Origin of the sequence: Paenibacillus lupini (assembly GCF_011761355.1) — a bacterium.
GTDB classification, from domain to species: domain Bacteria; phylum Bacillota; class Bacilli; order Paenibacillales; family Paenibacillaceae; genus Pristimantibacillus; species Pristimantibacillus lupini.
The window spans coordinates 200902-225125 of sequence record NZ_JAASRW010000001.1; the positions used below are offsets into that span (position 1 = coordinate 200902).

The window sequence follows — 24224 nt, forward strand, 5'->3', positions numbered from 1 at the left end:
AAGCTAACGACATGTACCGCATCATCTTGGAGGAGACCTGCTCATGAAAAAAGTTTGTACGAAGCTGTTTATTCTATTCGCTGCATTCGCTCTCGTTGCAATGCCAGCTGCTGCTTATGCTAATGACAACGTTATTGCTAAGGAGCCAGTACCTTCCGCTCCAGGTCAGCAGCAAGCCGCATCGCTTGATCTAGCACCCTCTGCACGTTCGGCGGTTTTAATGGACGCTGACAGCGGAACCATCATTTTCGAGAAAGACAGCAACGTCAAGCTTCCCCCAGCCAGCATTACGAAGGTGATGACTCTGCTGCTGATCATGGAAGCGCTGGACGACGGAAAACTCAAGCTGACCGACAAAGTGCCAACTAGTGAGTACGCTGCTTCGATGGGCGGTTCACAAATCTTTCTCGAGCCAGGCGAAGAAATGTCCGTCGATGAAATGTTAAAAGGCATCGCGCTTGCTTCTGGTAATGATGCATCTGTTGCAATGGCTGAGAAGCTGGCAGGTACCGAGCAGCAGTTCGTCGCCATGATGAATGAGAAGGCACAGCAGTTGGGTCTCCAGAACACCCATTTCGCCAACTGTAATGGGTTGCCTGCGTCAGATCACTACACATCCGCAAATGATATTGCCGTGATGTCTCGGGAGCTTCTTAAGCATTCCGAGATTACGAAATACACCGGTATGTATCAGGATTATTTGCGCAAGTCGTCAGAGAAACCATTCTGGCTTGTAAACACCAATAAGCTTGTACGCTTCTACAGCGGAGCAGACGGGCTGAAAACAGGTTTCACGAATGAAGCCAAGTTCTGCCTAACCGCAACTGCCAAACGCGACAATCTGCGTGTTATTGCCGTCGTTATGGGCGAGCCGAATACCAAAACAAGAAATGCCGAAGTATCGCAAATGCTCGATTTCACATTCGCCCAGTATATGACGCACCCGATCTTTAAAGAAGGCGACACGATGGGAACGGTGAAAATCGAAAAAGGCGCTGTGAGAGAATTGCCATTGGTTGCGAAGCATCCATATAGCATTTTGCTCAAAAAAGGTGCTGCTACGAAGGATATCCGTTACGAGCTGCAGATCGATCAACCACTTAAAGCACCAGTTGCGATTGGACAATCAATCGGCAAGCTGGTCGTCTATCAGGGTGATCAAATTGTGAAGGAGTTCCCGGTCGATGCTCCTCAGTCAATTGGCAAAGCAGGCTGGTGGATGATGCTCAAACGGTCCTTCGGAGGGTTATTCTAGTAGCGTATTTTGTCGGGTTCTAGCGCTCTGCTTCTAGTTTTGTCGCCGTGCAGGAAACATCGCGATGGATGGAGAAATCGTAGATCGATCCAATAGCGAAGCTTAAAGGAGTTGAACGGCGACAATGAGTTTGCAAGCAGAACTGGAGCATTATCGTAATGTATTGATTGTTCGTCTCCGTGGAGAGCTAGATCATCATACGGCGGACATTGTCCGCAACAAGATGGAAGCGGAGATCATGCGAGGCGATAGTCGTCACATTATACTCAGCCTGAAGGATCTGCAGTTTATGGACAGCTCCGGATTAGGCGTCATTTTGGGCAGATATAAGCAGGTTCGCAGTAAAGGCGGCAAGATGGTCGTCTGTGATGTGAACCCTAGTGTCTACCGCCTGTTTGAAATGTCGGGCTTGTTTAAAATAATGAGCATCTACGACAACGAGAGAATGGCGATTTCTAGTCTGGAGGTGGTCTCGTAATGGGACGCAACGAAATGACGTTAACCTTTAGCGCCCGGTCGGAGAATGAGGCTTTTGCCCGTATTACTGTAGCCTCGTTTGTGTCACAGCTTGATCCGACTCTTGAGGAGCTGAACGACCTGAAGACCGCGGTGTCTGAGGCCGTTACGAACGCGATTATTCATGGCTACGACAGTGATCCTGCTGGAAAAGTGAACATTGAGGCTTCCATTGACGGAGATGTTGTGTCGATCTCGATTAGCGATAATGGCCGAGGCATTGAGGATCTCGACCTGGCTCGTCAGCCGCTCTATACCTCGAAGCCGGAGCTCGAACGTTCGGGTATGGGCTTTACGATTATGGAAAATTTCATGGACCGTTTTGAAGTTACAAGTGCGCTGGGCCAGGGTACGCGGGTAGCAATGCTAAAGCGTATTGAATCGAAAAAAGCGCTGTATAACTAGCGCATAGGGGTTGAACCTCATGGATGTCGATTTGAAGCAAACGGCTCAGCCGTATTTGGATGATGCGGAAGTTAAGCGTCTTATTGCGTTAAGCCAGTCAGGCGATACATTAGCAAGAGATACGCTTGTGCAGTGTAATATCAGGTTAGTCTGGTCCGTCGTTCAGCGGTTCATTAACCGCGGTTACGAACCGGAAGATTTGTTTCAAATTGGCTGTATCGGCTTACTGAAGTCTGTCGATAAGTTCGATCTATCCTATGATGTGAAATTCTCTACTTATGCGGTGCCAATGATTATCGGGGAGATCCAGCGTTTTCTGCGTGATGATGGTACGCTGAAGGTAAGTCGTTCACTGAAGGAAACCGCGAATAAGGTACGGAAGATGAAGGATGAGTTATCCAAAACGCTTGGTCGCCTGCCAACGGTAAGCGAAGTAGCGGATCGGCTTGGCATAACGCCGGAGGATGTTGTATTCGCTCAGGAAGCGAACAAACCTCCAACTTCCATTCACGAGACCGTATTCGAAAATGACGGCGATCCCATCACGTTGATGGACCAAATCGCCGACGATTCCCAGGAGCGCTGGTTCGATAAGCTGGCTTTGTTAGAAGCAATCGAAGGACTAAGTGAGCGCGAACGGCTTATCGTATACTTACGTTATTACCGTGATAAAACGCAATCAGAGGTCGCCAGCCGCCTGGGGATTTCCCAGGTTCAGGTGTCGAGGTTGGAGAAGAAAATTTTGCAGGTTATACGAGAACAGATTGCGCAATAATAGCAATTTGTTCTTCGTAAATACGAGAACAAATTGCCCAGTAATACCGAGTTGTTCTTCGTAGAAAGCGACAAATCGCGCAGGACGAAAAAGACCAAATGACCAAACGAACCATCTTTACAGATGTTCGTAAGGCCATTTGGTCTTTTTTGTTTCGATAATTATTCGTAACAAAAGCAGTTCAGCAATGCAATGAAAAAGGTATAGGTATTATGTTAGATGTGCACGAATTCCAGAATGTGGTAATATGGATTTGAAATATTGGATTGCAGAGGAGTGAGACATTGAAGAAATCTGGTTTAATTATTATCCTATTACCTTTTATTATTTTGTTGTTAATCTATAGTAAGGAAATGCCTAAGGATGAGTACACCGCAGTAACTCCAGTTGCTGCTGTTAGTACTGACACTCCCGCTCAAGCTCAGGACCAAGCTGAAAAGTTCTCTTATCTTAAACAACTGTCTTCAGATAAGCAGGAAGGATTTACTCGGTTTATAGGGGATAGGGACTTAAGCGAGCTTAATCAGTTTACCCCTGAGGACATGATGCTGGTGTATATGTACTGTATTTCAATAGGAGACCCTGATTTGCTTTATCAGATTACCTACAATGGGGGACAACTTCCGGACTCGAATACCTTTCATGACGATTATTTTAAATATGCAATGACATATGATTCTGAAACAGCTATGCATTACAGATACTATGATTCTATCAAAGTAGATGAGAGTACAGCCAAGGAGAATAAAGTAGCCGTATTGATAACTGTAAGTTTAGAAACCAGTGCGCATTCCATGGCTTTAGGTCTGCAAAAAGAAGATGGGGTGTGGAAGATAGATATCTACCATTTGATACAACATTATAAGAATCTAGCGATTGAGAAGGAAGAGGTAAACCATTGATTTTCGATAAGTACATCAGGGGGATTGCAGTTATGAACGGGAAAATACGAACAAGATGGTTAGGGATTTGTACGTCAGTATTAGCTGTTCTTGTCCTATTTGTTGTTGCGGTCTATGCTTATGATAGTCCTGGAGGGATCGCAGACTGGAGGTTTTCACGCGCCATTGGGAATAATTGGATTATGCAAATTCCAGTAGGAAAAACTCCTGATGATGCGGTACAAAAGTTTAGGGGAATTACAAATAATCAAGTCATTCATCAGGAGAAGATAGACGGAGGAGCTATTCTTTTCTATAAAAATAATGAGAACAAGGAAGGTTCCGATCTGCAAATCGAGATTGTTCACCATACATGGCTCGGATGGAAATGGGTGTGGGGCGGTGGATATAGCATATCTAATGGTACAGATTCCGATGTTGCATTTGATTATATGAGTATGCCGAGATCTAAAGGTTTACATGGACCATTTCCTATCTTGGTTGGACAGGTGATGGACTCGAATGTAGATAATGTTACGGTTACTTTCGACGGCGATAATGCAGCAACCTATGATGCCAAGCTGATTCCTATTGGGGCAGAGGAGAAACTATGGTATGTTGTTCTGCCAGCGTCAGCAACTGCACCCTTTAAGATTGATGCAAGTAACGCCGATCATAAACTTATTGCCAGCACAACGTTTACGGATCCACACAATTCCGAAAGTGTTTGCTTAACTAGTTAAATCCTACACATACACTCTTCAAAACAGACCAAATGGCCAAGTGAGTCATCTTGAAAAGGATGATCCTCTGGCCATTTGGTCTATTTTCAAACGTTTATTCCCTTGGCAGTGTTCCCGATTTACTAACAGCCTCTAAATAGCGCCTAGCCTCTCTAGGTGATTTCAAAATCACGATCTGCTTCTCACCAGACAGTTGCTTCAGTTTGCTCATGGTCTCGGGTCTCTTTTTCCTCGGATATTCCCAAATCCATTTCAAAAATGTAAGATCGAATCTTTCCTCGCAGCCTTCCCCCATATCTGGACGTGATTGTTTCCGATACTGGATTGTTCTCTTAATTGCACGGTAGAGGCAAATCACCCTAGGATAATCTAAAAAGATAATGGTTTCCGCCGCATGTAATCTGATGTCAATTGTAGCAGCGTAATTGCCATCAATGATCCAGTCCTTCTGTTTCACTAAGTCATTTTGGACATTAATTTGTTCAACTCTTGGCACCAAAGCCCAATTTGGTTTCCAGAACAGAGCATCTAGATGATATACCTTTTGGTTTAAATCCTGTCCAAGCTTCCTGGCAAACGTAGATTTACCCGCACCACCTGAGCCAATAATGGCGATTTTCATGATGTGATCTCCTTTGGATAATAACGCATCTCTTATAATTCCATTCGATGTGTTTATTTCCTTGTGGAAAGTTTGCATATTTTACCTTTACAAGAATGACTATCCGTTTACTCCTTTTCTCATACTAACAAGGAAGTAAACCCTATGGGAAACAAAGGAATGATGACAGATGGAAGCAGCTCAGCCATCCGCCCTCTATCTTCGTCTTAAGAAAAAAGTAAATATCCGGCCGGAGCGAAGTGTGACACTTGGACAGGTATCGCGTCTGCTGGCACCTACGGATGAGTTGGAGCAGGAGTTAAATGAACTGGTGCTGTACCGTCATCACAAGGGTGACGGCAATCGCGTCGTTATTGATTTGCTTCAGATCGTACGTGTCATACGGGAGGTGGTCCCGTCGTTGTCCGTTGAGGCTTACGGAGATCCTCAAGTGTTGATTATGATTTCGCCTAAGCCGCAGAAGCCCCGGATCGTGGTGCTTTTGTTCGCTTGGCTGCTGCTCTTTTTTGGAGCTGGACTTGCGATTATGAATTTCCATACCGACGTTAGCATGAAGGAAGTGCATATCCGCATTGTGGAGCTGTTGACCGGCAAACGGTCTGATCATCCGCTGTGGTTCCAGATCCCGTACTCGCTTGGAATCGGGCTAGGCATGATTTTGTTCTTCAACCATCTCTTCCGTAAAAGGTTCAACGAGGAACCAAATCCGTTAGAGGTCGAGCTCTATGCCTATCAAGAAAATGTGAATGCCTATGTCATCGCCGATGAGATGCGCAAAAAAAACAATCAGCACGGTGAACGGAGCGAGGATGATGGGTGACTGGCTTATGCATCTCTTCATCGTGCTCCTTGGCTTGTCAGGGGGACTTGCGGTCGGCAGCGGATTGGTCGCCTTCCTAATCGTACTTGACCTCATCCCACGGATCGCCCAAATCGCATACGCGTACCGGATGTCTATTTGGTTCGAATCAGCTGTTATTTGCGGCTCTATGTACTGGACATTCGCTGATTTCATGGATTGGCGGCTTAGCCTGCCAAAGGCTCTGATCTTGACGATCGCCGGACTAATGTCTGGTATTTTTGTTGGAATGCTGGCAGGGGCGTTAACGGAAGTGATGAACGTGCTGCCAATCCTCGCCAAACGTATGAATTTGTCTGATTATCTGGTTGGTCTTGTGATGGCGATGGTACTTGGCAAAACGTTAGGCTCTTTATTTGATTGGCTGTATTTCCAATGGTAATGATCAAAAGGCGTGGAGGTAGATGGCAGTGACAGATCGGGAAAAAGATCGAGATAAAGATCGGGAGCACTCAAACGGGGAACCCCCGTATATGTACATACCAAGTGAACAAAAGAATAAAGAGCAGGGAATAGCGATCCCTACTCCTGCTTTTGAATTGACGAGGGAGCCAAGCCGCACTCGCAAATCTGAGACCAAGGAGAATGGCAAGAATGATGTCATCCCTGACAGCCTGGATGAAGTCTATAAGCGATTGGAGAATGAAGTTGGTTATAAAGTAAGCTTTGACATCGTTGTGCGGGAAATGACGTTTGGCGAGAGACGTGTTGCCTTTTTCTATATGAACGGATTAGCCAAAGATACAATATTAACCGAGATCTTGAAACGCCTTACTTATTTACAGCAAGATGAGATATCCAGTGATGCTTTCCATTCCTTCCTGAATCATTATGTGCCCGCCGCGCAGGCCGAGAAAAAGGAAAAATGGAATGAGATGCTTACCTTCGTGTTATCCGGCTCAACGGCTATGTTTATTGATAAAGAATCAGAAGTCATTATTATTGATGCCAAAGCTTTCCCGGCACGTAATCCGGAGGAGCCAACGCTTGAACGTGTCGTACGCGGCAGCCGTGATGGCTTTGTCGAAACGATGATGATGAACATTTCCCTCGTTCGCAGACGTTTGCGTGATCCGCAGCTTCGTTATGAACTCGTCAGGGTAGGGGAACGGACACAATCCGATGTTTGTATTGCCTATATTAATGACTTGGCTGATCCGGAACTGGTCAAATCGATTAAGGATAAAATCGAGCTGGTCCATATTGACGGCTTGCCACTCGCCGATAAACAGCTGGAAGAAGCAACGGTGCAGCGTGGCTGGAATCCGTTCCCGCTTGTCCGTTATTCGGAGCGGCCTGACGTTGTAGCTGCTCATTTGCTCGAAGGTAATGTCGTTGTGTTTGTGGATACATCACCAAGTGCAATGATCTTACCGACAACCTTCTTCGACCTGGTTCAACATGCAGAGGAGAACCGCCAGACACCGTTTATCGGCACCTATCTGCGCTGGGTTAGATTTCTTGGCATATTCTCCTCTCTGTTCCTGCTTCCGCTATGGCTCTTGTTTGTCATTCATCCAGAGCTGAAGCCTCAGGCACTTGAATTCCTTGGGCCGGAGAAGATCGGCAAACTGCCGCTTATAGTCCAGTTCTTAATCGTAGAAGTCGGCGTCGACCTTATGCGGCTAGCCTCAGTGCATACGCCGTCCACACTCGCTACTGCAGTCTCTCTCGTTGCAGCCATTATGGTTGGAGATATAGCCGTCAAGACCGGGCTGTTCATCAATGAGGTTGTCCTCTATATGGCGATTGCAGCTGTTGGGATGTTCGCAACGCCAAGCTATGAGCTTGGGCTGGCCAATCGCATTGTGCGTCTTGTGCTGATATTAGCCGTATCGATCTTCCATGCACCTGGTTTTGTTGTGGCAACAACGGCGATTCTCATGATGCTGTGCATGCAGCGCTCATTCAATCGTCCCTATATGTGGCCGTTTATTCCATTCGATTACCGGGCAATGTGGAACATCATTGTAAGGAAGCCGGTGCTTAAAAACCGGTCTCGTCCTAATCTGCTTCGGCCGCAGCAAAGCGACAAAATGCCAAGGTCTGAATAGAGGCTAAGAAATACAAATGAAATGTTATTTTATCCATTTCTCTCAAGGATAGATTACGATATACTGTGTCTATTGGTGCAAATCGTAATTAACTTCTATCGTGTAATGGTAGTCGAAATCCAAGGGGGAAATGATTTATGTATTTACATGGCACAAGCAAAATTAATGCCGAAGGGCATTTGGAAATTGGCGGAGTAGACGTAACAGGATTGGCGCAAGAGTACGGCACTCCGCTGTATATTGTTGACGAGGCGCTTGTTCGTCAACGCGCTAACGAATATGTTACAGCATTCAAGGCTTCCGGCCTTAAATTCCAAGTAGCTTACGCAAGCAAAGCATTCTCTGTTATGGCAATGTGCGCAATTGCTGAGCAAGAAGGATTGTCGCTTGACGTTGTTTCCGACGGTGAGCTTTACACCGCTCTGCAAGCAGGCTTCCCGGCTGCACGTATTCACTTCCATGGCAACAACAAAACGCCTGACGAAATCAACATGGCGCTTGACGCGAACATCGGCTGTTTTGTTGTCGATAACTTCGTAGAGCTCCGTTTGCTGAATGCACTTGCTGCTGACAAAGGCAAAAAAGTGAAAATCCTGTTCCGCATTACACCAGGCGTAGAAGCACATACGCATGAATATATTTCGACTGGCCAACAAGATTCGAAGTTTGGCTTCGACCTTGGCAACGGCGCAGCGAAAGAAGCGATCAGAGAAGCGCTTGAGCTTTCGAACATCGAGATTCTGGGCGTTCATTCCCACATCGGTTCCCAAATCTTTGAAGTAGACGGCTTCCGCATGGCAGTTGACAAAGTAGCTGCATTTGCTGTTGAAATCCGTAATGAGCTTGGCCACACTTTCCAAGTTATCAACCTTGGCGGCGGCTTCGGCATTCGTTACGTGGAAGGCGATACACCGCTTCCAGTAGCGCAATATGTTGGTGCAATTACGGACGCGATCATTACGAACTTCACAGCTGCAAACTTCCCGCTTCCTGAGATCTGGGTTGAGCCAGGCCGCAGTATCGTAGGCGATGCTGGTACAACACTGTACACAGTGGGCACAATGAAAGAAATTCCAGGCGTTCGCAAATATGTTGCAGTCGATGGCGGTATGATGGATAACCCGCGTCCTGCCCTGTATCAATCCCGTTACGAAGCGATTCTGGCTAACCGCGCGAATGAAGAAAATGTTGAGACGGTTACAATCGCTGGTAAAGCTTGCGAGAGCGGCGATAAGCTGATCATTGACCTTGAGCTGCCAAAAGCAGAGACAGGCGACCTGCTCGCTGTGTTCTGTACTGGTGCTTACAACTACGCTATGGCGAGCAACTACAACCGTTTCCGCCGTCCAGCAGTTGTATTCGTAAAAGACGGTCAATCGGACCTCGTTGTACAACGTGAATCCCTTGAAAATATTGTGGGCAATGACGTTATTCCGGCAAGACTTCGCAAATCGCTTGCTAAGTAAGGGCGAAATTTGGTAACGTAGTCTTATTCGGACAAAGAAAGGTAGATGTTAGAAATGGCTAAACAAGCAAAAATCACACTTGAGAACGGTGCAGAGGTTATTCTTGATCTGTTCGACCAAGATGCACCAAAAACAGTAGAAAACTTCGAAAAGCTTGTAAACGAAGGTTATTATAACGGTCTGGTATTCCACCGCGTTATTCCTGGCTTCGTTGCACAAGGCGGCTGCCCTAACGGTACAGGCACTGGTGGTCCAGGCTACACAATCAACTGTGAGATCAACCCGAACAAGCATGAGCGTGGTACACTCGCAATGGCACATGCCGGCCGCAACACAGGCGGAAGCCAATTCTACATCTGTTACCAACCACAGCCGCATCTTGACGGCCAACATACTGTTTTTGGTAAAGTTACAAAAGGTATGGAGCATGTTGACGCGTTCAAAGGACGCGACAAAATGCAAAAGGTTGAAGTTTACGAAGCTTAGTGTTAAGATACTAACAAAATTATAGTTATTGTGGCTTACCTTCGGGGCGGGGTGAAATTCCCAACCGGCGGTGATCGAGCGGCGCCTGCACAACTGGTTTACCAGCGTGCGGCGCTTTCTCGTCAGTCCGTGACCCGGGCCATCCATGACAAGAGCGATTCCTCGCATTGTCAGGGACGGAACGGTGGACCTGGTGCAAATCCGGGACCGACAGTATAGTCTGGATGGGAGAAGGGGACACATTCGATACGAATACGCTGACATGCTTATTTCTTTTCTTGTGCTTATTTTCACAAGGGAGTAATAGGTTTGTTTGAAATATAAAAAAGTATAGGCTTATTGATACTGTGTTATATTTCACAGGCGGAACGTTTACTGCACCTCCTATGGACGGCGCAGCCGTTTACGCTTGAATAGCTTATTTTTGTTATCTTCGAATGATATTTTCCCACCCCCGTTGGCTAAGCTGGCTAATGGGGGTGTTTTTGCATTTATGGAGATTTTAAATGATTCTTATTATATGAGTCTTGCGATTGAGATGGCCGCTAAAGCCTCAGGGCAAACCGGTATTAATCCGGTGGTTGGATGTGTTGTAGTAAAAGAAGGGCGGATCATTGGTATTGGCACCCACTTGAAGCGGGGAACAGGCCATGCAGAGGTTCATGCCTTGCAAATGGCTGGAGATGAAGCGGAAGGGGCTACGGTCTATGTTACGCTGGAGCCATGCAGCCACTTCGGGAAGACTCCGCCATGCTGTGAACGCATCATTAATGCCAAGGCAGCCCGGGTTGTAGTCGCAACGACAGACCCTAATCCGCAAGTAGCGGGACGAGGTATTACTCGCCTTCGCGAAGAAGGGATTGAGGTTGAAGTTGGCCTCCTGGAAGAACAATCCCGCAATATGAACGAGAAGTTCAATAAATACATTACGACCCGCCTTCCATTCGTTACGCTTAAGACAGCCAGCACGCTGGATGGGAAGATTGCATCCCGAACAGGTGACAGTCGTTGGATTACGGGTTCAGCAGCGCGCGAGCAGGTACATACGCTGCGTCACCAGCATGAAGCAATCATGGTGGGGATTGGCACTTTGCTTGCTGATGATCCACAATTGACGACGAGATCGGCAGTTCCAGCCATCCACCCAATTCGAATTATCGTAGACAGCCAGCTTCGTCTTCCGCTGAATGCCAGAGTGGTGACAGACGGATTGACCAGAACCATTGTCCTCACATCGGAACAGGCAGAGCAATCCAGAGAGGAAGCTTTGATTGCTGCTGGTGTCGAAGTCATCCGCTGCGGCAATGGTCAGCAGGTTGATCTAGCCGAAGCGATGCGTAAGCTGGGCGAGCTCGAGATCGGATCGATTCTGCTTGAAGGCGGCGGCAAATTGAATGGCGCTATGCTGGAAGCGGGATTAATCGATAAAATAATGATTTATATGGCAACGAAAATTATCGGCGGCATCGAATCCCCTGGAACTTTCACTTTCGCCGGATATGAGAAGATGGCGCAGGCGATTGAACTGGAGAACGTGAAAGTCGAGATGGCCGGCGAAGATATTTGTATTTCCGGATATCCCGCTTACGGCAATGAATAGAATGGGGGAGTGCCCGTGTTTACCGGCCTGATTGAGGAAGTTGGCACATTAAGACGGGTTAAAAAGCAAGGAGAAGCGATGGTGCTTACCGTGGAAGCATCCCATGTGACGGAAGGCGTGGCGCTTGGGGATAGTATTGCTGTGAACGGTGTATGTTTAACCGTTATCGCATTTGATCGCACTTCCTTTGATGCGGATGTAATGCCTGAGACATACCGGAAGTCGAACTTGCAGCAGCTTCGTCCTGGTCAATCTGTAAATCTTGAGCGGGCAATGCTCGCTGGAGGCCGATTCGGCGGGCATATCGTCCAAGGGCATGTGGACGGAACCGGTGTTATTACCGGCCGTGAGACAGATGCGAACGCGGTTGTATTCGCTATTCGTCTTGCAGATGATGACATGCTTCGATATGTCATTCCGAAAGGCTCGATTACGATTGACGGCATTAGCTTAACGGTTGTTGGTACAAATGCGAATGGGTTTTCCGTATCCGTCATCCCGCATACCCTTGCACAGACAGCCCTGCAGAACAAAAAAGCCGGTGAATCGGTCAATATAGAATGTGATGTCATTGGCAAATATGTCGATCACCTGCTGCATTTCAAGCCGGCTAAGGAAACAGGCAAAGCATCAAGCCGGACGGAATCAAAGCTGAGTGTTGCTTTTCTGAGTGATAATGGATTTCTATAAAAGAAAGATTGGATAGCAGGGAGGGAAATTAATGAACAGACAAGAACTTGAGCTTCAAGAAGAAATCTTCGATTCCATTGAATCTGCATTAGAAGATTTGAAAGCTGGCAAGCCGATCATCGTAGTTGATGATGAAGACCGTGAGAATGAAGGGGATTTGATTGCCCTTGCGGAGACAGCATCACCAGAGGTAATTAATTTCATGATTACAGAAGCACGTGGTTTGGTCTGCGTACCAATTACTCAGGAACGTGCAGAACAGCTTGATCTGCCGCCGATGGTTCAGCATAATACGGACTATCATGGTACAGCCTTTACTGTCTCCGTGGACCATGTCTCCACAACGACAGGGATCTCGGCCTTTGAACGCTCCCAAACGGTCAAAGCCCTTATTGATCCAGCGACAAAAGCAACTGATTTCCGTAAGCCAGGGCATATTTTTCCGCTGGTTGCAAGAGATGGAGGAGTCATTCGCCGTGCTGGCCATACGGAAGCAGGTATTGATCTTGCACGTCTTTGCGGCTCTGAACCAGCTGCTGTTATCTGTGAGATCATCAAAGAAGACGGTACGATGGCTCGTCTGCCTGATTTGATTACTTTCAAAGAGAAACATGATTTGAAGCTGATCACCATTCAAGGAATGATTGCTTACCGTAATGCGAAGGAAAAGCTTGTTGATCGTATTGTGGAAGTACAAATGCCAACTGACTTTGGCGATTTCCGTGCGATTGCTTTCTCTAATCAGGTAGACGGCAATGAGCATGTCGCTTTCGTGAAAGGGCAGATCGATCCCGCTAAGCCCGTTCTAGTACGTGTTCACTCAGAATGCTTGATGGGCGATGTCTTCCATTCCCGTCGTTGTCAATGTGGCTCTAAGCTCGAATCCGCTCTTAAGCAGATCGATGCTGAAGGTGTTGGCGTTCTGCTGTACATGCGTCAAGAAGCCGTTGCGAATGGGCTTGTGAATAAGTTGAAGATGTATGCTTCTCAAGATCAGGGGCAGGGTATTGTGGATGCGAAACATAGACTTGGATCTCCTTCTGATCTGCGTGACTACGGAATTGGCGCTCAAATTCTGAGGGAGCTTGGTGTTAGAAAGCTGCGTCTTCTCTCGAATAATCCGCGCAAAATCAAAGGACTCGAAGGCCATGGTATCGAAATTGTAGAGCGCGTGCCGATCCAAATGGAAGATAACACAAGCAACAATCGTTAGTAACTCGGACGACAAATATATACAAACATAATTTATAGGAGGCTTTATCATGCCAAACGTATTCGAAGGAAATGTTATTGCAGAAGGTTTGAAATTTGGTGTAGTAGTTGGTCGTTTCAATGAATTTATCTCTGGTAAATTGCTGGGTGGAGCACTTGACGCTTTCAAGCGTCACGGTGCAGAAGACAGCAATGTAGATATTGCTTGGGTACCAGGCGCATTCGAAATTCCATTGATCGCGCAAAAAATGGCTGAGAGCGGCAAATACGACGCTGTTATTACCCTTGGCGCTGTTATCCGTGGATCAACTCCACATTTCGACTTTGTGTGTAATGAGGCTGCTAAAGGTGTAGCTGCTATCGCACTCAAAACAGGCATTCCTACCATTTTTGGTGTTCTTACGGTGGATTCCATTGAGCAAGCCATTGAACGTGCAGGTACAAAAGCAGGAAATAAAGGATATGAAGCAGCTGTTTCTGCAATAGAGATGGCAAATTTGTCGAAATTACTGCATAATTAGAGTAATAGCTCAAATTATGCTGTCGTTACTTGTTATAGGACGTCAGCCGTTTGCGCATGGCAGGGGGATCGTAAGAAGTGACGATGCATTACAAGTTGGAATCCTTTGAAGGACCACTCGATTTGCTGCTTCATCTGATTGATAAGTCAGAAATCGACATTCATGAGGTTTCGATTAGTGAAATAACAGATCAATATATGGAGTATTTGAATGCGATGAAGGAACTGGAGCTGGAGCTCACAAGTGAGTTTCTTGTTATGGCGGCTACTTTGCTTGCCATCAAGAGCAATCAGCTGCTTCCTAAGCCTCCCGTATTTGAAGACTTCTATGAAGAATGGCCGGATGATGGGCTTGACCCAAGGGACGAGCTTATTCAGAAGCTGGTCGAATATCGTAAATTCAAGCAAATTGCAGAACAGCTTCGGGAGAAGGAAATGGAACGCAGTCTTATTTTTTCCCGCGAGCCGGATGATATGACACCATATATGAAAGAAGAGGTCATTAATCCGCTTGAGGGCTTGCATATTTCCGATCTGATTGTCGCATTCCAGCGGGCGCTGCGCAAAGCCGCACGCCGCAATATTGTGGCAACCGTCCAGCGGGACGAGATCTCGGTTAAAGACAGAATTCGGGATATTGTAGAGGTCCTGAAGCAGTTTGAGACCGTACGATTCTCCCGTCTGATCCGCGAGAATATGGGCAAGCATGAGATTGTGGTCACTTTCCTGGCCATTCTGGAACTGATGAAGATGAAACATATTCGCTGCTTCCAGCATCAGCTGTTTGATGACATCGTCATTCATTGGAGAGGAGAAGCGGCGAACGATGGATTACCCGAAATTGAAGTCGATTATTGAGGGCTTATTATTTATGGCTGGCGACGAAGGACTGAACAAACGTCAGCTTGCCGATATATTGGAACTGGACGCAGATCTCGCAGCGGATCTTGTGTACGACTTGCATCGCGATCTTGCACGTGAAGAACGCGGTGTTCAAGTGGCAGAGGTGGCCGGTGCTTACCGGATGACAACCAACCCGGATCATGCGGCGTACTTTGAACGTATGGCCTATACGCCAACACGTTCCCAGTTATCACAAGCTGCGCTTGAGACTTTGTCGATAGTCGCATACCGTCAGCCGATTACCCGTATCGATATTGAAGAGATTCGAGGGGTTAAGAGCGACAGAGCTATTCAATCACTCGTCTCGAAAGATTTAATCGAAGAGGTAGGCCGTGCGGAAGCGATCGGCAGACCGATTTTATACGGTACAACGAAATCATTCTTGGATTATTTTGGATTACCCCATATTAAGGCATTACCAGAGCCAAGACAGGTTGATATTGACGAGGCGCTGGAAGAACAAACGCAGATGCTGTTCGAACGGCTTGGGGAACGTCAAACGACGCTCGACGAGTTCATTCCGGTTGATGCGGATAAGGAATAAGGGTTTCATTAGGTCATTCAACAAAATGGTCAAAATGGTGAACGTTTGGTCCGTTATTTCCCGTCACAATGGGATAACGGACTTTTTTACTTTATTATCTAGTGACAACAAGGGCTAAAGTTGTTTATAATGGCCGTTGTTCTTTATTTAGCATGAACAAGGTGTAACAGGGGATTCTAGCAGAAATGGCATAATGGCAGGAGGTTATACCACTGATTGAGCTTTTAAATATAAAAAAATCTTACGGTAATGGTAAAGGCGCAGTTGAAGCTGTTAAAGATATAAGTCTAACAATACAAAAAGGCGAGATTTTCGGCATTATTGGACATTCCGGAGCGGGTAAAAGCACGCTGCTCCGATGCGTTAATTTGCTGGAGCGGCCGACTTCCGGGTCGGTTAAGGTAGGCGAAGTAGAGCTGACTCGTTTATCGACGAATCAGCTGCAGAAGGAACGCCGCAGAATTGGCATGATTTTTCAGCATTTTAATCTGCTGTCAATGGCGACTGTCCGCGATAATATCTCATTCCCACTCGAGCTGGCTAAGCTGCCAAGAGCAGAGATCAAGAAGCGGGTGGATGAGCTGCTGAAGCTGGTAGGGCTTGAGCAGCATGCGGATAAGTTCCCGGCCCAGCTCTCAGGCGGGCAAAAGCAGCGCGTTGGGATCGCAAGAGCGCTTGCGAACAACCCAGATGTGCTTCTTTGTGACGAGGCTACCTCAGCATTGGATCCACAAACAACGAATGCTATCTTGTCACTGCTTCTCGATATTAATGCGAAGCTTGGCATAACGATATTGCTTATCACACATGAGATGCACGTTATCCGTTCCATCTGTGACCGTGTTGCGGTTATTGATGGGGGTGAAATCGTCGAGATGGGCGACGTTGTGGAGGTCTTTTTGAAACCGCAGCATGCCATTACAAAGGATTTCGTCAGCCAAATCGCGGATTCATTTGATCCACGTGAGCTCATCAACACAAGGAGCGGCCGTCTCGTTAAAATTAATTATGTTGGCGAGATTACGTACGAGCCGCTGTTATTCAACGCGGTGAAATCAACTTCCGTTCAATTTACCATTTTGCAAGGAACGGTATCGCGGATGAAGAATACGCCTTACGGACAGCTTGTTATCGAATTTATTGGTGCAGACGCCGAGATTAACAAGGTGTTTGACGAGCTTCGGGGCAAAGGGCTGGAAGTAGGTGATTTGAAATGATGATGAAACAAGACATTGATTGGAGCGAGGTCCGCTGGGAGGAAGTATGGCAAGCATCGAAGGACACGCTGACGATGTTAGGCGCATCGCTGCTTTTTACAATTATTCTTGGTCTGCTTATCGGAGTTGTATTGTTCCTGACCTCTAAAAGGCAGCTGCTTGAACAGCCAGTTGTATATGCGGTGCTGTCTCTAGTGGTTAACGTACTTCGATCGGTTCCGTTCATTATTCTGATGATTCTCATCATGCCAGTGACGAAGGCTCTGACAGGCACGACGTTAGGTGTGCAGGGCTCTATTCCGCCGCTTGTTGTGGCGGCTGCACCGTTCTTCGCCCGATTGGTAGAGACCTCGCTGCGCGAGGTGGATCGTGGTGTAATTGAGGCTGCACAGGCGATGGGAGCATCCAGATGGGATATTGTAAGACGGGTGCTGCTCCTTGAAGCAAGACCAGGGCTGCTCGCAGGTATTACCATTACGGCGGTAACACTTGTTTCCTATACAGCAATGTCAGGTGTAATCGGCGGGGGCGGTCTTGGTGACTTGGCCCTCCGATATGGCTATCAAAGATTCCAGACCAGTGTAATGATTGTTACGGTTGCACTGCTTATTATTTTGGTTCAACTCCTGCAGATGGCTGGCGATCATTTGGTTCGCCGTTTCAGCCGGAAGTAAGGTGGACAACATAGAAGCAACATACAGATGATGGAGGAAAAGAAAATGAAGAAATTCAGTTTTATTCTGCTTGCACTTGCGGTTGTTATCGCATTGTCCGCATGCGGCGCCAAGAAAGATGAGAATACGAACAACAATGCGGCGGCGGGTAACAATGAAGTGAAGGAAGTAACATTAAAGGTTGGTGCTTCACCGGTACCTCATGCTGAAATTCTTAATTTCATCAAGCCTGCTTTGAAAGAAAAAGGCATTAATCTTGAGGTTGTTGAATTCAACGATTATATTCAACCGAATACGCAGTTACATGAAAAACAGCTGGACGCAAACTTCTACCAGCATGTCCCTTTTCTTGATGATTTTAATAAAGAACATGGCTATGACCTTGTTAATGTCGCAGGTGTTCACTTTGAGCCAATGGGCGCTTATTCACAAAAAATCAAAAGTATTGATGAATTAAAGGATGGCGCTAAAGTGGCTATTCCAAACGATGCTACCAACGGTGGACGCGCCTTGCAATTGCTTGCCGCTAACAAGCTGATTACACTGAAGGACGGCGTAGGTGTTGCAGCTACTGTACATGACATTACAGAAAATCCGAAGAAACTGAAAATTACAGAAGTAGAAGCGGCTACTCTTCCGCGTGTTCTTGGTGAAGTGGATCTTGATCTGATCAATTCGAACTTCGCGCTTGAAGCGGATCTTGTTCCGACAGAGGATGCGCTCTTCATCGAAAGCAGCGATTCTCCTTACGTGAACATTCTCGTTGCTCGTCCGGACAACAAGGATTCCGAAGCGATCAAAGCTTTGGCTGCAGCTCTTCAAACTCCAGATGTGAAAAAATTCATTGAAGACACTTATAAAGGTGCAATTTTGCCGGCTTTTGAATAATCTTTAAGGTCACAGACTGCTTCCGTACTTCGGAGCGGTCTTTTTTAATGAGAAATTTTCCTTTAAAATGAAATGATAAGGGAAAATAAGGAAGGGGGTTATTTAAAATGTTCAGATTTGCACTGGAATGGATCATCAGTATCATCTATTTATGTTTTTCCCTTGTGCTTCTTGGGATGTTAGAGAGCAGCTTGTTTGCGGGTATAAATGATCAGCTCCCTTGGGGGTGGTCTATTATAGGAATAGCCAATTTAATCATTATCTTTATTGTATTTCGTAACTGGTTTGCTCCGAGGTTTAATTGGCTGTTTCAAACAACGGAAAAGCTGCCAAAAACCTATGCCCGTGTGATGGCCGGCTCAGCTATTTTCGCAATCCTCATCATTTATATCTTGCCGGCTATAACCTCTTAGGAGCATTGCTCCTAAGAGGTTTTTTTTGCATGAAATCAGATCATCAAGCCATACTACAGGTAACCTAGTTTTCGGAAAGTTGGAGGAAGCATGGCATGATCGGTTATCCGTATTTATGGGTACTAGCAGCCGGTCTCATCATTGTGCTTTTTCTGCTCATTGCCTTGGTATCACCAGTAGTCATTCAAGGACATATGAAACGAGATGGAGATAATGACGATATCGAGATCAAGTTCAAAGCGATCTTTGGTTTACTGCGTTATAAGATGAAGATCGGTTCGGTTGATTTCAGCGGCAAAGCAATCCGTTTGCATGAGCATTTGATGGGTACAAGCATTGGTATGAGCAATAAGGATGAGAAGAATGATGAGATCGATAAAGACCGTGTGATGGCGGGAATTGATAAGTTTAAACGTGCTGCAGCGCTAACGAATAATTTATCGAAATGGGCAAAAGGAACTTTAGCGAAGGTCAAGCTGGAAGAATGGAAATGGTCAAGCTCTGTTGGTACAGGTGATGCGATGTGGACAGCTATGGCAACTGGAGCATTGTGGTCAGTGAAAACAACTACATTAGGTGTATTGTCACAATTCGTCAAACTAAAAGCGGAGCCAAAGGTCGATGTTAAACCTGTATATGCGCAGCCTTGTTTTACAACGGAATGGTCCTGCGTCGCCAAAATTGGGTTTGGGAATGCCATTATGGCTGGAATCCAACTACTTGTACGCTTGAAGAAAGCAAAAGAAGGTGTACAGGCTTGGCGAACTCTGCTGTTTAAGGCTTAAGATCCGAGATGACTTTTGGTTCCATACATAGTCGAGCGCTGTGATGAGCAGAATACAAAAGCGTAGGCGAGTCCTCATCCATAACGCACAAACACAATACAAATTCAGGAGGAGTCACAATGCCAGAACATCCGATTCAAGGCCTAATGCAAACTGCTATGGAAAATATTAAAGAGATGGTCGACGTCAATACGATTGTCGGTGATCCTGTCCAAACGCCTGATGGCAGCATTATTATGCCGATCTCGAAGGTGGGATTCGGTTTTGTGGCTGGCGGCAGCGATATCCGTTTTGATGGTTCAACATCACATGAGCATACGTCGCCATCTGACGGTCACAATCATAATGCCAGTGTTGCAGCACCTTTCGGCGGCGGCAGCGGCGGCGGGGTATCGATTACGCCAATCGCTTTCCTTGTTGTAGGTACACAAGGCGTGAAGATTGTTCCGCTTGATAATCAAACGCATCTGATGGAACGGATCATTGATTCTGCTCCACATGTATTCGACAAGGTTCAATCGATGTTCAAAACTTCAGCAAGTTCGAATCCAAGCTCAAATGACTATATAACAGATGGCACTGACACCCTCATCTAGGGAACTGCCAGCAAGTGCTGCAGAGATTTTTCACCACAATAGATAATCCCTACCTCTAGACGCGGTCGCTCATCTTCGAGAGACCTCGATAGAGGTTTTCTCATTTCTGGAGGTAGGCATGTCTTAATTTGCCCATCCGAAGCATATACTGTACAAGGTGAGGGCTGACGATAGGAAAGGAGCAACGAAAACGTGAAGGTTACTCGCCGAATAGGAATAGGATTATGGATAGCCAGTTTGATATGGGGGACAAGCTTTGCAACGCCGGCATTCGCAGCGCCAAAGCCGATTCATACCAGTGCAAATGCTTCTGCGCTTGTTGATGTTAAGTCAGGAAGACTGCTCTACAGCGAGAATGGAGATCAATCCATGCGAATAGCCAGCTTGACGAAGATCATGACGGCTATTGTCGCGATTGAGCATGGCAAGCTTTCAGATCATGTGAAGACGAGCAAAACAGCGGTAGGCAAGGAAGGCTCATCGATCTATTTGCAGCTTGGTGAGGAAATGACGCTGCTTAATATGCTGTACGGGCTTATGCTCCGTTCAGGTAATGATGCGGCAACAGCAATTGCTGAGCATGTAGGTGGATCAGAAGAGGGCTTTGTTCACCTCATGAATGCGAAAGCGGAGATGTTAGGCCTTACTCATACGCAGTTTAAAAATCCACATGGCTTGGATGCGGAAGGGCATTACTCTTCTGCAAATGATTTAGCAAAATTAACGGCTTATGCTTTAAGAAACCCGGTATTCGCCGAAATTGTTAGCACGAAGGTAAAGAGTGTTCCCAACCCTCATGAGAAGTGGCAATACAGCTGGGCAAACAAGAATAAAATGCTCGCAATGTATGAGGGGGCAGATGGAGTTAAAACCGGTTATACCAAAAAAGCTCTTCGCTGCCTGGTCAGTTCCGCAACAAGAAACGGACAGCAGATTGCGGCTGTGACGTTAAATGATCGAGATGACTGGATTGACCACCGCCATATGTTGGACTGGGGCTTTAAATACTATCCCCTTATGGAAGTAGCAAGCAAAGGGCAAACCTTAGCAGGTTATCCATATGCGGTTGGAAACTCGTTTTATTATCCGTTAGCCGAAGAGGAGCGGGACATGCTTCAATCCCGTCTTGTTGTACTTGATATGGCAACGATGAATTATAGGCTAGGGGAACGTGGTGCGCTGGAATGGTATTTGAACGATCAGAAGATTGGATCCATTCCTGTTTATGATATTGGCAGCGCAAGAATGAGCTTGCCAGAACGCAAGCCGATGTCGGATGCCGCTATGCTTGATTATAAGAGGGCAACAATGGAACGTGACAGTTTCATACATTCGATAACATCCGTTATCAATGCATTATTTGAAATGTAAGAAAGTATAGCAATACTTTTCTTATATTTCACCCGCGAAACGAATGCTGCCCCTCTATAGGACGACGCAGCCGTTTACGCTTGGCTAATCGGGGGAGGCGGCCAATTTATGGTGAACTGGATATGGTTGTTTTTTATCGTGGTAAGTGTAGTAGTTGGAGCAATTAATGGCAGAATTGATGCCGTTACGCAAGCGGCCTTTGATGGTGCTAAATCAGGAGTAACGATAAGCTTTGGGCTGATTAGTATAATGGTGTTTTGGCTGGGAATGATGCGGATCGCAGAGGATGCGGGTATGCTGAAGAAGCTTGCCCGGATGTTAAGCCCTGTTGTGAAGCGTCTATTCCCGGACGTGCCACCTAATCACCCGGCAATGGGTTATATTATGAGTAATTTAAGCGCCAATCTGTTTGGATTAGGCAATGCAGCAACGCCAATGGGGATAAAAGCGATGCAGGAGCTTCAGAAGCTGAATCCTGACCAAACGACTGCAACGCCGGCAATGTGTACGCTGCTTGCGCTAAATACCTCCAGCATAACTCTTGTACCTACAACGCTAATTGCGATTCGAATGAACTATGGTTCTGCGAATCCGGCAGAAATCGTCGGCACAACCCTGGCGGCGACCTTTATTGCTACAGGCGCCGCTATCGCTGCTGACCGATGGTATCGCAGGCGATCGGCACCACCTCCAGGCAAGACCACTCGCATTTCTAAACAAATGCCGATCAAATCCTCCATAGATCCACCTGTCTCAGCATCAGCCACACTCCCAAGAGGAGGAGGTGGGGAAGTTGTTTGAGTTGTTTACCCGTCTGTCAGCTTGGCTTATTCCAGCAATTATTGTATTTATCCCATTATATGCTGCCTTTCGTAAAGTCCCTGTTTATGAAACCTTTATCGAGGGAGCAAAAGACGGATTTGGCACCGCCATTAATATTATCCCTGCTCTTGTAGGCATGATGGTGGCGATCAGTATGTTCCGCGCGTCCGGTGCAATGGATCTCATGCTGGGCGCCGTCCGTCCCTTGTTTGATCTGTTGAGCATACCGACGGAGGTATTGCCGCTTGGTATTCTTCGGCCGCTTACCGGTGCAGGTTCACTCGCATTCACCGCAGATCTTATCGCCACACATGGGCCGGACTCGTTGATCGGCCGTATTGCTTCGACGATCCAAGGCAGCACTGATACAACGCTGTATGTGCTGACGGTTTATTTTGGTGCTATTGGTATTCGAAAGACAAAATATGCCTTGAAAGTAGGCTTATTCTCGGATCTTGTCGGATTTTTGGCAGCAATTCTTATTTGTATGTACATATTCAAGTAGTCGCGACTTGTGCTTTCCCTTCCATATCGTTATGATGGAGGTTGAGGTGAAAGCATTGGAACGTTTACAAAAGATATTAGCTCAAGCGGGTATCGCATCCCGTCGAAAATGCGAAGAGATGATATTAGCCGGTGCCGTAGAGGTAAACGGTGAGAAAGTAACAACGCTTGGCGTCAAAGCGGACCCAACGACTGATGAGATTAAGGTTAACGGCAAGTCGATCCGCAGTGAGAAAAAGATCTATTTGATGCTGAATAAACCAAAAGGTGTCATCACTAGCGCGAAGGATCCGCAAGGGCGCAAAGTGGTGGCTGATTTTTTGCCCGGTATTAGGGAGCGTGTCTATCCGGTTGGACGTCTGGATTACGATACGGAAGGTCTGCTTTTGCTAACGAATGACGGTGAGTTTGCCAATCTGCTAACGCATCCAAGTCATCACGTACCGAAGATGTATTTCGCAACAGTCAAAGGCACACCACATGGTTCTTTGCTGGAGAAATTGAAGTCCGGTATTATGCTTGAGGATGGAATGACAGCACCGGCAGATGTTGAATATCAGGATGTTGATGAGGAGAATAAGACCTCAACAATCCGTATTACAATCTACGAAGGTCGTAATCGACAAGTACGTCGGATGTTCGACGCAATCAATCATCCGGTTGTGAGATTAAGACGTGTGAAATTCGGCGATATTGGTCTTCAGAACTTGGCGAGAGGTCAGTTCAGACACCTGACTCCGGTTGAAGTGAAAGAGCTTCGGGAAGCGGCTCGCAAGACACATAAAGTTCATAAAAAGTAAGCGGCGGCAGCGGTTATTGCCGCCCGTTTTTCGTTATAATGAATGTATTCTAAGCTGACATCAATGGTGAAATGTAGGTGATGGGACAGGAATGGGCAAGTATCGAAAAACGGTGCAAATTGTCATTCTGCTTGCCGTGCTTGTTGTAGGCGGATATGCCATTGGCAATACGTTATTCGCTGCAAATGAAGGTGGAATCCCGAAGATTGGGGAACAAACGCCAGATTTTACGCTGGTAGATTTGCAGGGGAATACGCACAATTTATCTGATTATAAAGGTAAGGCTGTCGTTATTAACTTTTGGGGCAGTTTTTGTCCGCCTTGCGTAAAGGAAATGCCAGAGTTCGAGCGTCAGTACGAGAAGTGGAAGGACGCAGGACTTGAGATACTGGCGATTAACTTAAGCGAAGACACGCTTACTGTGAACAATTTCGTTCGCCGGTTTGATCTGAGTTATCCGATTTTAAGAGATGTGAACCGGAAGACAGAGCATAAATACGGACTGGAGTCGTATCCGACAACCTTCTTTGTACTGCCGGATGGGACCGTTCAGGATGTTTTTGTGGGTGGTATGAGCGAGGAGGATATTGATTCACGTGTAGACAAGCTGCTTCAGTAAGATT

The 24224-nt window shown here is 46.5% G+C and carries 29 protein-coding genes and 1 riboswitch; of the genes, 28 read left to right on the top strand and 1 reads right to left on the bottom strand.

The window, feature by feature from the left end; translation table 11 throughout:
* The first annotated feature begins 43 nt into the window (after nt 1-43).
* From FHS17_RS01020 to FHS17_RS01045, 6 genes are all read left to right on the top strand, one after another.
* The gene (locus FHS17_RS01020) at nt 44-1255 is read left to right on the top strand and encodes a D-alanyl-D-alanine carboxypeptidase family protein (protein ID WP_167272815.1); all 1212 of its coding nucleotides are present in this window, start codon (nt 44-46) and stop codon (nt 1253-1255) included.
* Between the two features lie 124 nt (nt 1256-1379).
* Nucleotides 1380-1733, top strand: coding sequence for an anti-sigma F factor antagonist (gene spoIIAA, locus FHS17_RS01025; RefSeq protein WP_167272818.1), 354 nt, complete (start codon nt 1380-1382; stop codon nt 1731-1733).
* Complete coding sequence (gene spoIIAB, locus FHS17_RS01030; RefSeq protein ID WP_167272823.1) at nt 1733-2176, top strand: anti-sigma F factor; 444 nt, start codon at nt 1733-1735, stop codon at nt 2174-2176. Before spoIIAA ends, spoIIAB begins: the two co-directional genes overlap by 1 nt.
* 19 nt (nt 2177-2195) lie before the next feature.
* On the top strand, nt 2196-2951 hold the full coding sequence (sigF, locus tag FHS17_RS01035; RefSeq protein ID WP_167272826.1) for an RNA polymerase sporulation sigma factor SigF: 756 nt from the start codon (nt 2196-2198) through the stop codon (nt 2949-2951).
* 284 nt (nt 2952-3235) lie between these two features.
* A complete protein-coding gene (locus FHS17_RS01040; protein WP_167272830.1) occupies nt 3236-3853 on the top strand; it encodes a hypothetical protein in 618 nt (205 codons plus the stop codon).
* Nucleotides 3854-3885: 32 nt separating this feature from the next.
* Nucleotides 3886-4575 (top strand): hypothetical protein, encoded by a 690-nt coding sequence (locus FHS17_RS01045; RefSeq protein WP_167272833.1) that lies wholly within the window; start codon nt 3886-3888, stop codon nt 4573-4575.
* Nucleotides 4576-4669: 94 nt separating this feature from the next.
* Here FHS17_RS01045 and FHS17_RS01050 read toward each other — a convergent pair whose 3' ends face one another.
* Nucleotides 4670-5200, bottom strand: coding sequence for a DNA topology modulation protein (locus FHS17_RS01050; protein ID WP_167276266.1), 531 nt, complete (start codon nt 5198-5200; stop codon nt 4670-4672).
* Nucleotides 5201-5366: 166 nt separating this feature from the next.
* Here FHS17_RS01050 and FHS17_RS01055 point away from each other — a divergent pair, with 166 nt between their 5' ends.
* The 22 genes from FHS17_RS01055 (at nt 5367) to FHS17_RS01160 (ending at nt 24220) form a co-directional block, all read left to right on the top strand.
* Nucleotides 5367-6017, top strand: coding sequence for a stage V sporulation protein AA (locus FHS17_RS01055; protein ID WP_167272837.1), 651 nt, complete (start codon nt 5367-5369; stop codon nt 6015-6017).
* Nucleotides 6007-6438: a stage V sporulation protein AB gene (locus FHS17_RS01060; RefSeq protein ID WP_167272842.1), complete on the top strand. Its 432-nt coding sequence runs from the start codon at nt 6007-6009 to the stop codon at nt 6436-6438. The genes FHS17_RS01055 and FHS17_RS01060 overlap by 11 nt, the downstream gene beginning before the upstream one ends.
* A 22-nt stretch (nt 6439-6460) precedes the next feature.
* Nucleotides 6461-8110, top strand: a complete 1650-nt coding sequence (locus tag FHS17_RS01065) for a spore germination protein (RefSeq protein WP_415639828.1) — start codon at nt 6461-6463, stop codon at nt 8108-8110.
* Nucleotides 8111-8247: 137 nt separating this feature from the next.
* Nucleotides 8248-9576 carry a diaminopimelate decarboxylase gene (gene lysA / locus FHS17_RS01070; RefSeq protein WP_167272845.1) on the top strand — a complete coding sequence of 443 codons (1329 nt, stop codon included), beginning with the start codon at nt 8248-8250 and terminating at the stop codon, nt 9574-9576.
* A 54-nt stretch (nt 9577-9630) separates the two neighbouring features.
* Nucleotides 9631-10062, top strand: coding sequence for a peptidylprolyl isomerase (locus tag FHS17_RS01075; protein ID WP_167272849.1), 432 nt, complete (start codon nt 9631-9633; stop codon nt 10060-10062).
* A 33-nt stretch (nt 10063-10095) separates the two neighbouring features.
* Nucleotides 10096-10302: riboswitch (FMN riboswitch) on the top strand.
* Between the two features lie 253 nt (nt 10303-10555).
* Nucleotides 10556-11662 carry a bifunctional diaminohydroxyphosphoribosylaminopyrimidine deaminase/5-amino-6-(5-phosphoribosylamino)uracil reductase RibD gene (gene ribD / locus FHS17_RS01080; RefSeq protein WP_167272853.1) on the top strand — a complete coding sequence of 369 codons (1107 nt, stop codon included), beginning with the start codon at nt 10556-10558 and terminating at the stop codon, nt 11660-11662.
* Between the two features lie 15 nt (nt 11663-11677).
* Nucleotides 11678-12352 (top strand): riboflavin synthase, encoded by a 675-nt coding sequence (gene ribE / locus FHS17_RS01085; RefSeq protein WP_167272856.1) that lies wholly within the window; start codon nt 11678-11680, stop codon nt 12350-12352.
* A 31-nt stretch (nt 12353-12383) separates the two neighbouring features.
* On the top strand, nt 12384-13565 hold the full coding sequence (locus FHS17_RS01090) for a bifunctional 3,4-dihydroxy-2-butanone-4-phosphate synthase/GTP cyclohydrolase II (protein WP_167272861.1): 1182 nt from the start codon (nt 12384-12386) through the stop codon (nt 13563-13565).
* A 49-nt stretch (nt 13566-13614) separates the two neighbouring features.
* Complete coding sequence (ribH, locus tag FHS17_RS01095) at nt 13615-14085, top strand: 6,7-dimethyl-8-ribityllumazine synthase (RefSeq protein ID WP_167272865.1); 471 nt, start codon at nt 13615-13617, stop codon at nt 14083-14085.
* A 77-nt stretch (nt 14086-14162) separates the two neighbouring features.
* A complete protein-coding gene (locus FHS17_RS01100) occupies nt 14163-14942 on the top strand; it encodes a segregation/condensation protein A (RefSeq protein WP_167272869.1) in 780 nt (259 codons plus the stop codon).
* Nucleotides 14911-15531: an SMC-Scp complex subunit ScpB gene (gene scpB / locus FHS17_RS01105; RefSeq protein WP_167272873.1), complete on the top strand. Its 621-nt coding sequence runs from the start codon at nt 14911-14913 to the stop codon at nt 15529-15531. The genes FHS17_RS01100 and scpB overlap by 32 nt, the downstream gene beginning before the upstream one ends.
* Before the next feature lie 212 nt (nt 15532-15743).
* Entirely contained in the window at nt 15744-16748 is a 1005-nt protein-coding gene (locus tag FHS17_RS01110) for a methionine ABC transporter ATP-binding protein (protein ID WP_167276271.1), read from the top strand.
* Nucleotides 16748-17422: a methionine ABC transporter permease gene (locus tag FHS17_RS01115; RefSeq protein ID WP_415639833.1), complete on the top strand. Its 675-nt coding sequence runs from the start codon at nt 16748-16750 to the stop codon at nt 17420-17422. Before FHS17_RS01110 ends, FHS17_RS01115 begins: the two co-directional genes overlap by 1 nt.
* Before the next feature lie 45 nt (nt 17423-17467).
* Complete coding sequence (locus FHS17_RS01120) at nt 17468-18310, top strand: MetQ/NlpA family ABC transporter substrate-binding protein (RefSeq protein ID WP_167272877.1); 843 nt, start codon at nt 17468-17470, stop codon at nt 18308-18310.
* Nucleotides 18311-18417: 107 nt separating this feature from the next.
* On the top strand, nt 18418-18723 hold the full coding sequence (locus FHS17_RS01125; protein ID WP_167272881.1) for a hypothetical protein: 306 nt from the start codon (nt 18418-18420) through the stop codon (nt 18721-18723).
* Between the two features lie 95 nt (nt 18724-18818).
* Nucleotides 18819-19508, top strand: a complete 690-nt coding sequence (locus FHS17_RS01130) for a DUF2953 domain-containing protein (RefSeq protein WP_167272884.1) — start codon at nt 18819-18821, stop codon at nt 19506-19508.
* Between the two features lie 119 nt (nt 19509-19627).
* Nucleotides 19628-20104 carry a GerW family sporulation protein gene (gene ytfJ, locus FHS17_RS01135; protein ID WP_167272888.1) on the top strand — a complete coding sequence of 159 codons (477 nt, stop codon included), beginning with the start codon at nt 19628-19630 and terminating at the stop codon, nt 20102-20104.
* Nucleotides 20105-20344: 240 nt separating this feature from the next.
* Nucleotides 20345-21475 carry a D-alanyl-D-alanine carboxypeptidase family protein gene (locus FHS17_RS01140; protein ID WP_341805773.1) on the top strand — a complete coding sequence of 377 codons (1131 nt, stop codon included), beginning with the start codon at nt 20345-20347 and terminating at the stop codon, nt 21473-21475.
* Nucleotides 21476-21583: 108 nt separating this feature from the next.
* Entirely contained in the window at nt 21584-22276 is a 693-nt protein-coding gene (locus FHS17_RS01145; protein ID WP_167272895.1) for a nucleoside recognition domain-containing protein, read from the top strand.
* A complete protein-coding gene (locus FHS17_RS01150) occupies nt 22269-22802 on the top strand; it encodes a spore maturation protein (protein ID WP_167272899.1) in 534 nt (177 codons plus the stop codon). The genes FHS17_RS01145 and FHS17_RS01150 overlap by 8 nt, the downstream gene beginning before the upstream one ends.
* A 55-nt stretch (nt 22803-22857) precedes the next feature.
* Nucleotides 22858-23601, top strand: a complete 744-nt coding sequence (locus tag FHS17_RS01155; protein ID WP_167276277.1) for a pseudouridine synthase — start codon at nt 22858-22860, stop codon at nt 23599-23601.
* 91 nt (nt 23602-23692) lie between these two features.
* Nucleotides 23693-24220 (top strand): redoxin domain-containing protein, encoded by a 528-nt coding sequence (locus FHS17_RS01160; RefSeq protein WP_167272903.1) that lies wholly within the window; start codon nt 23693-23695, stop codon nt 24218-24220.
* Nucleotides 24221-24224 lie beyond the last annotated feature (4 nt).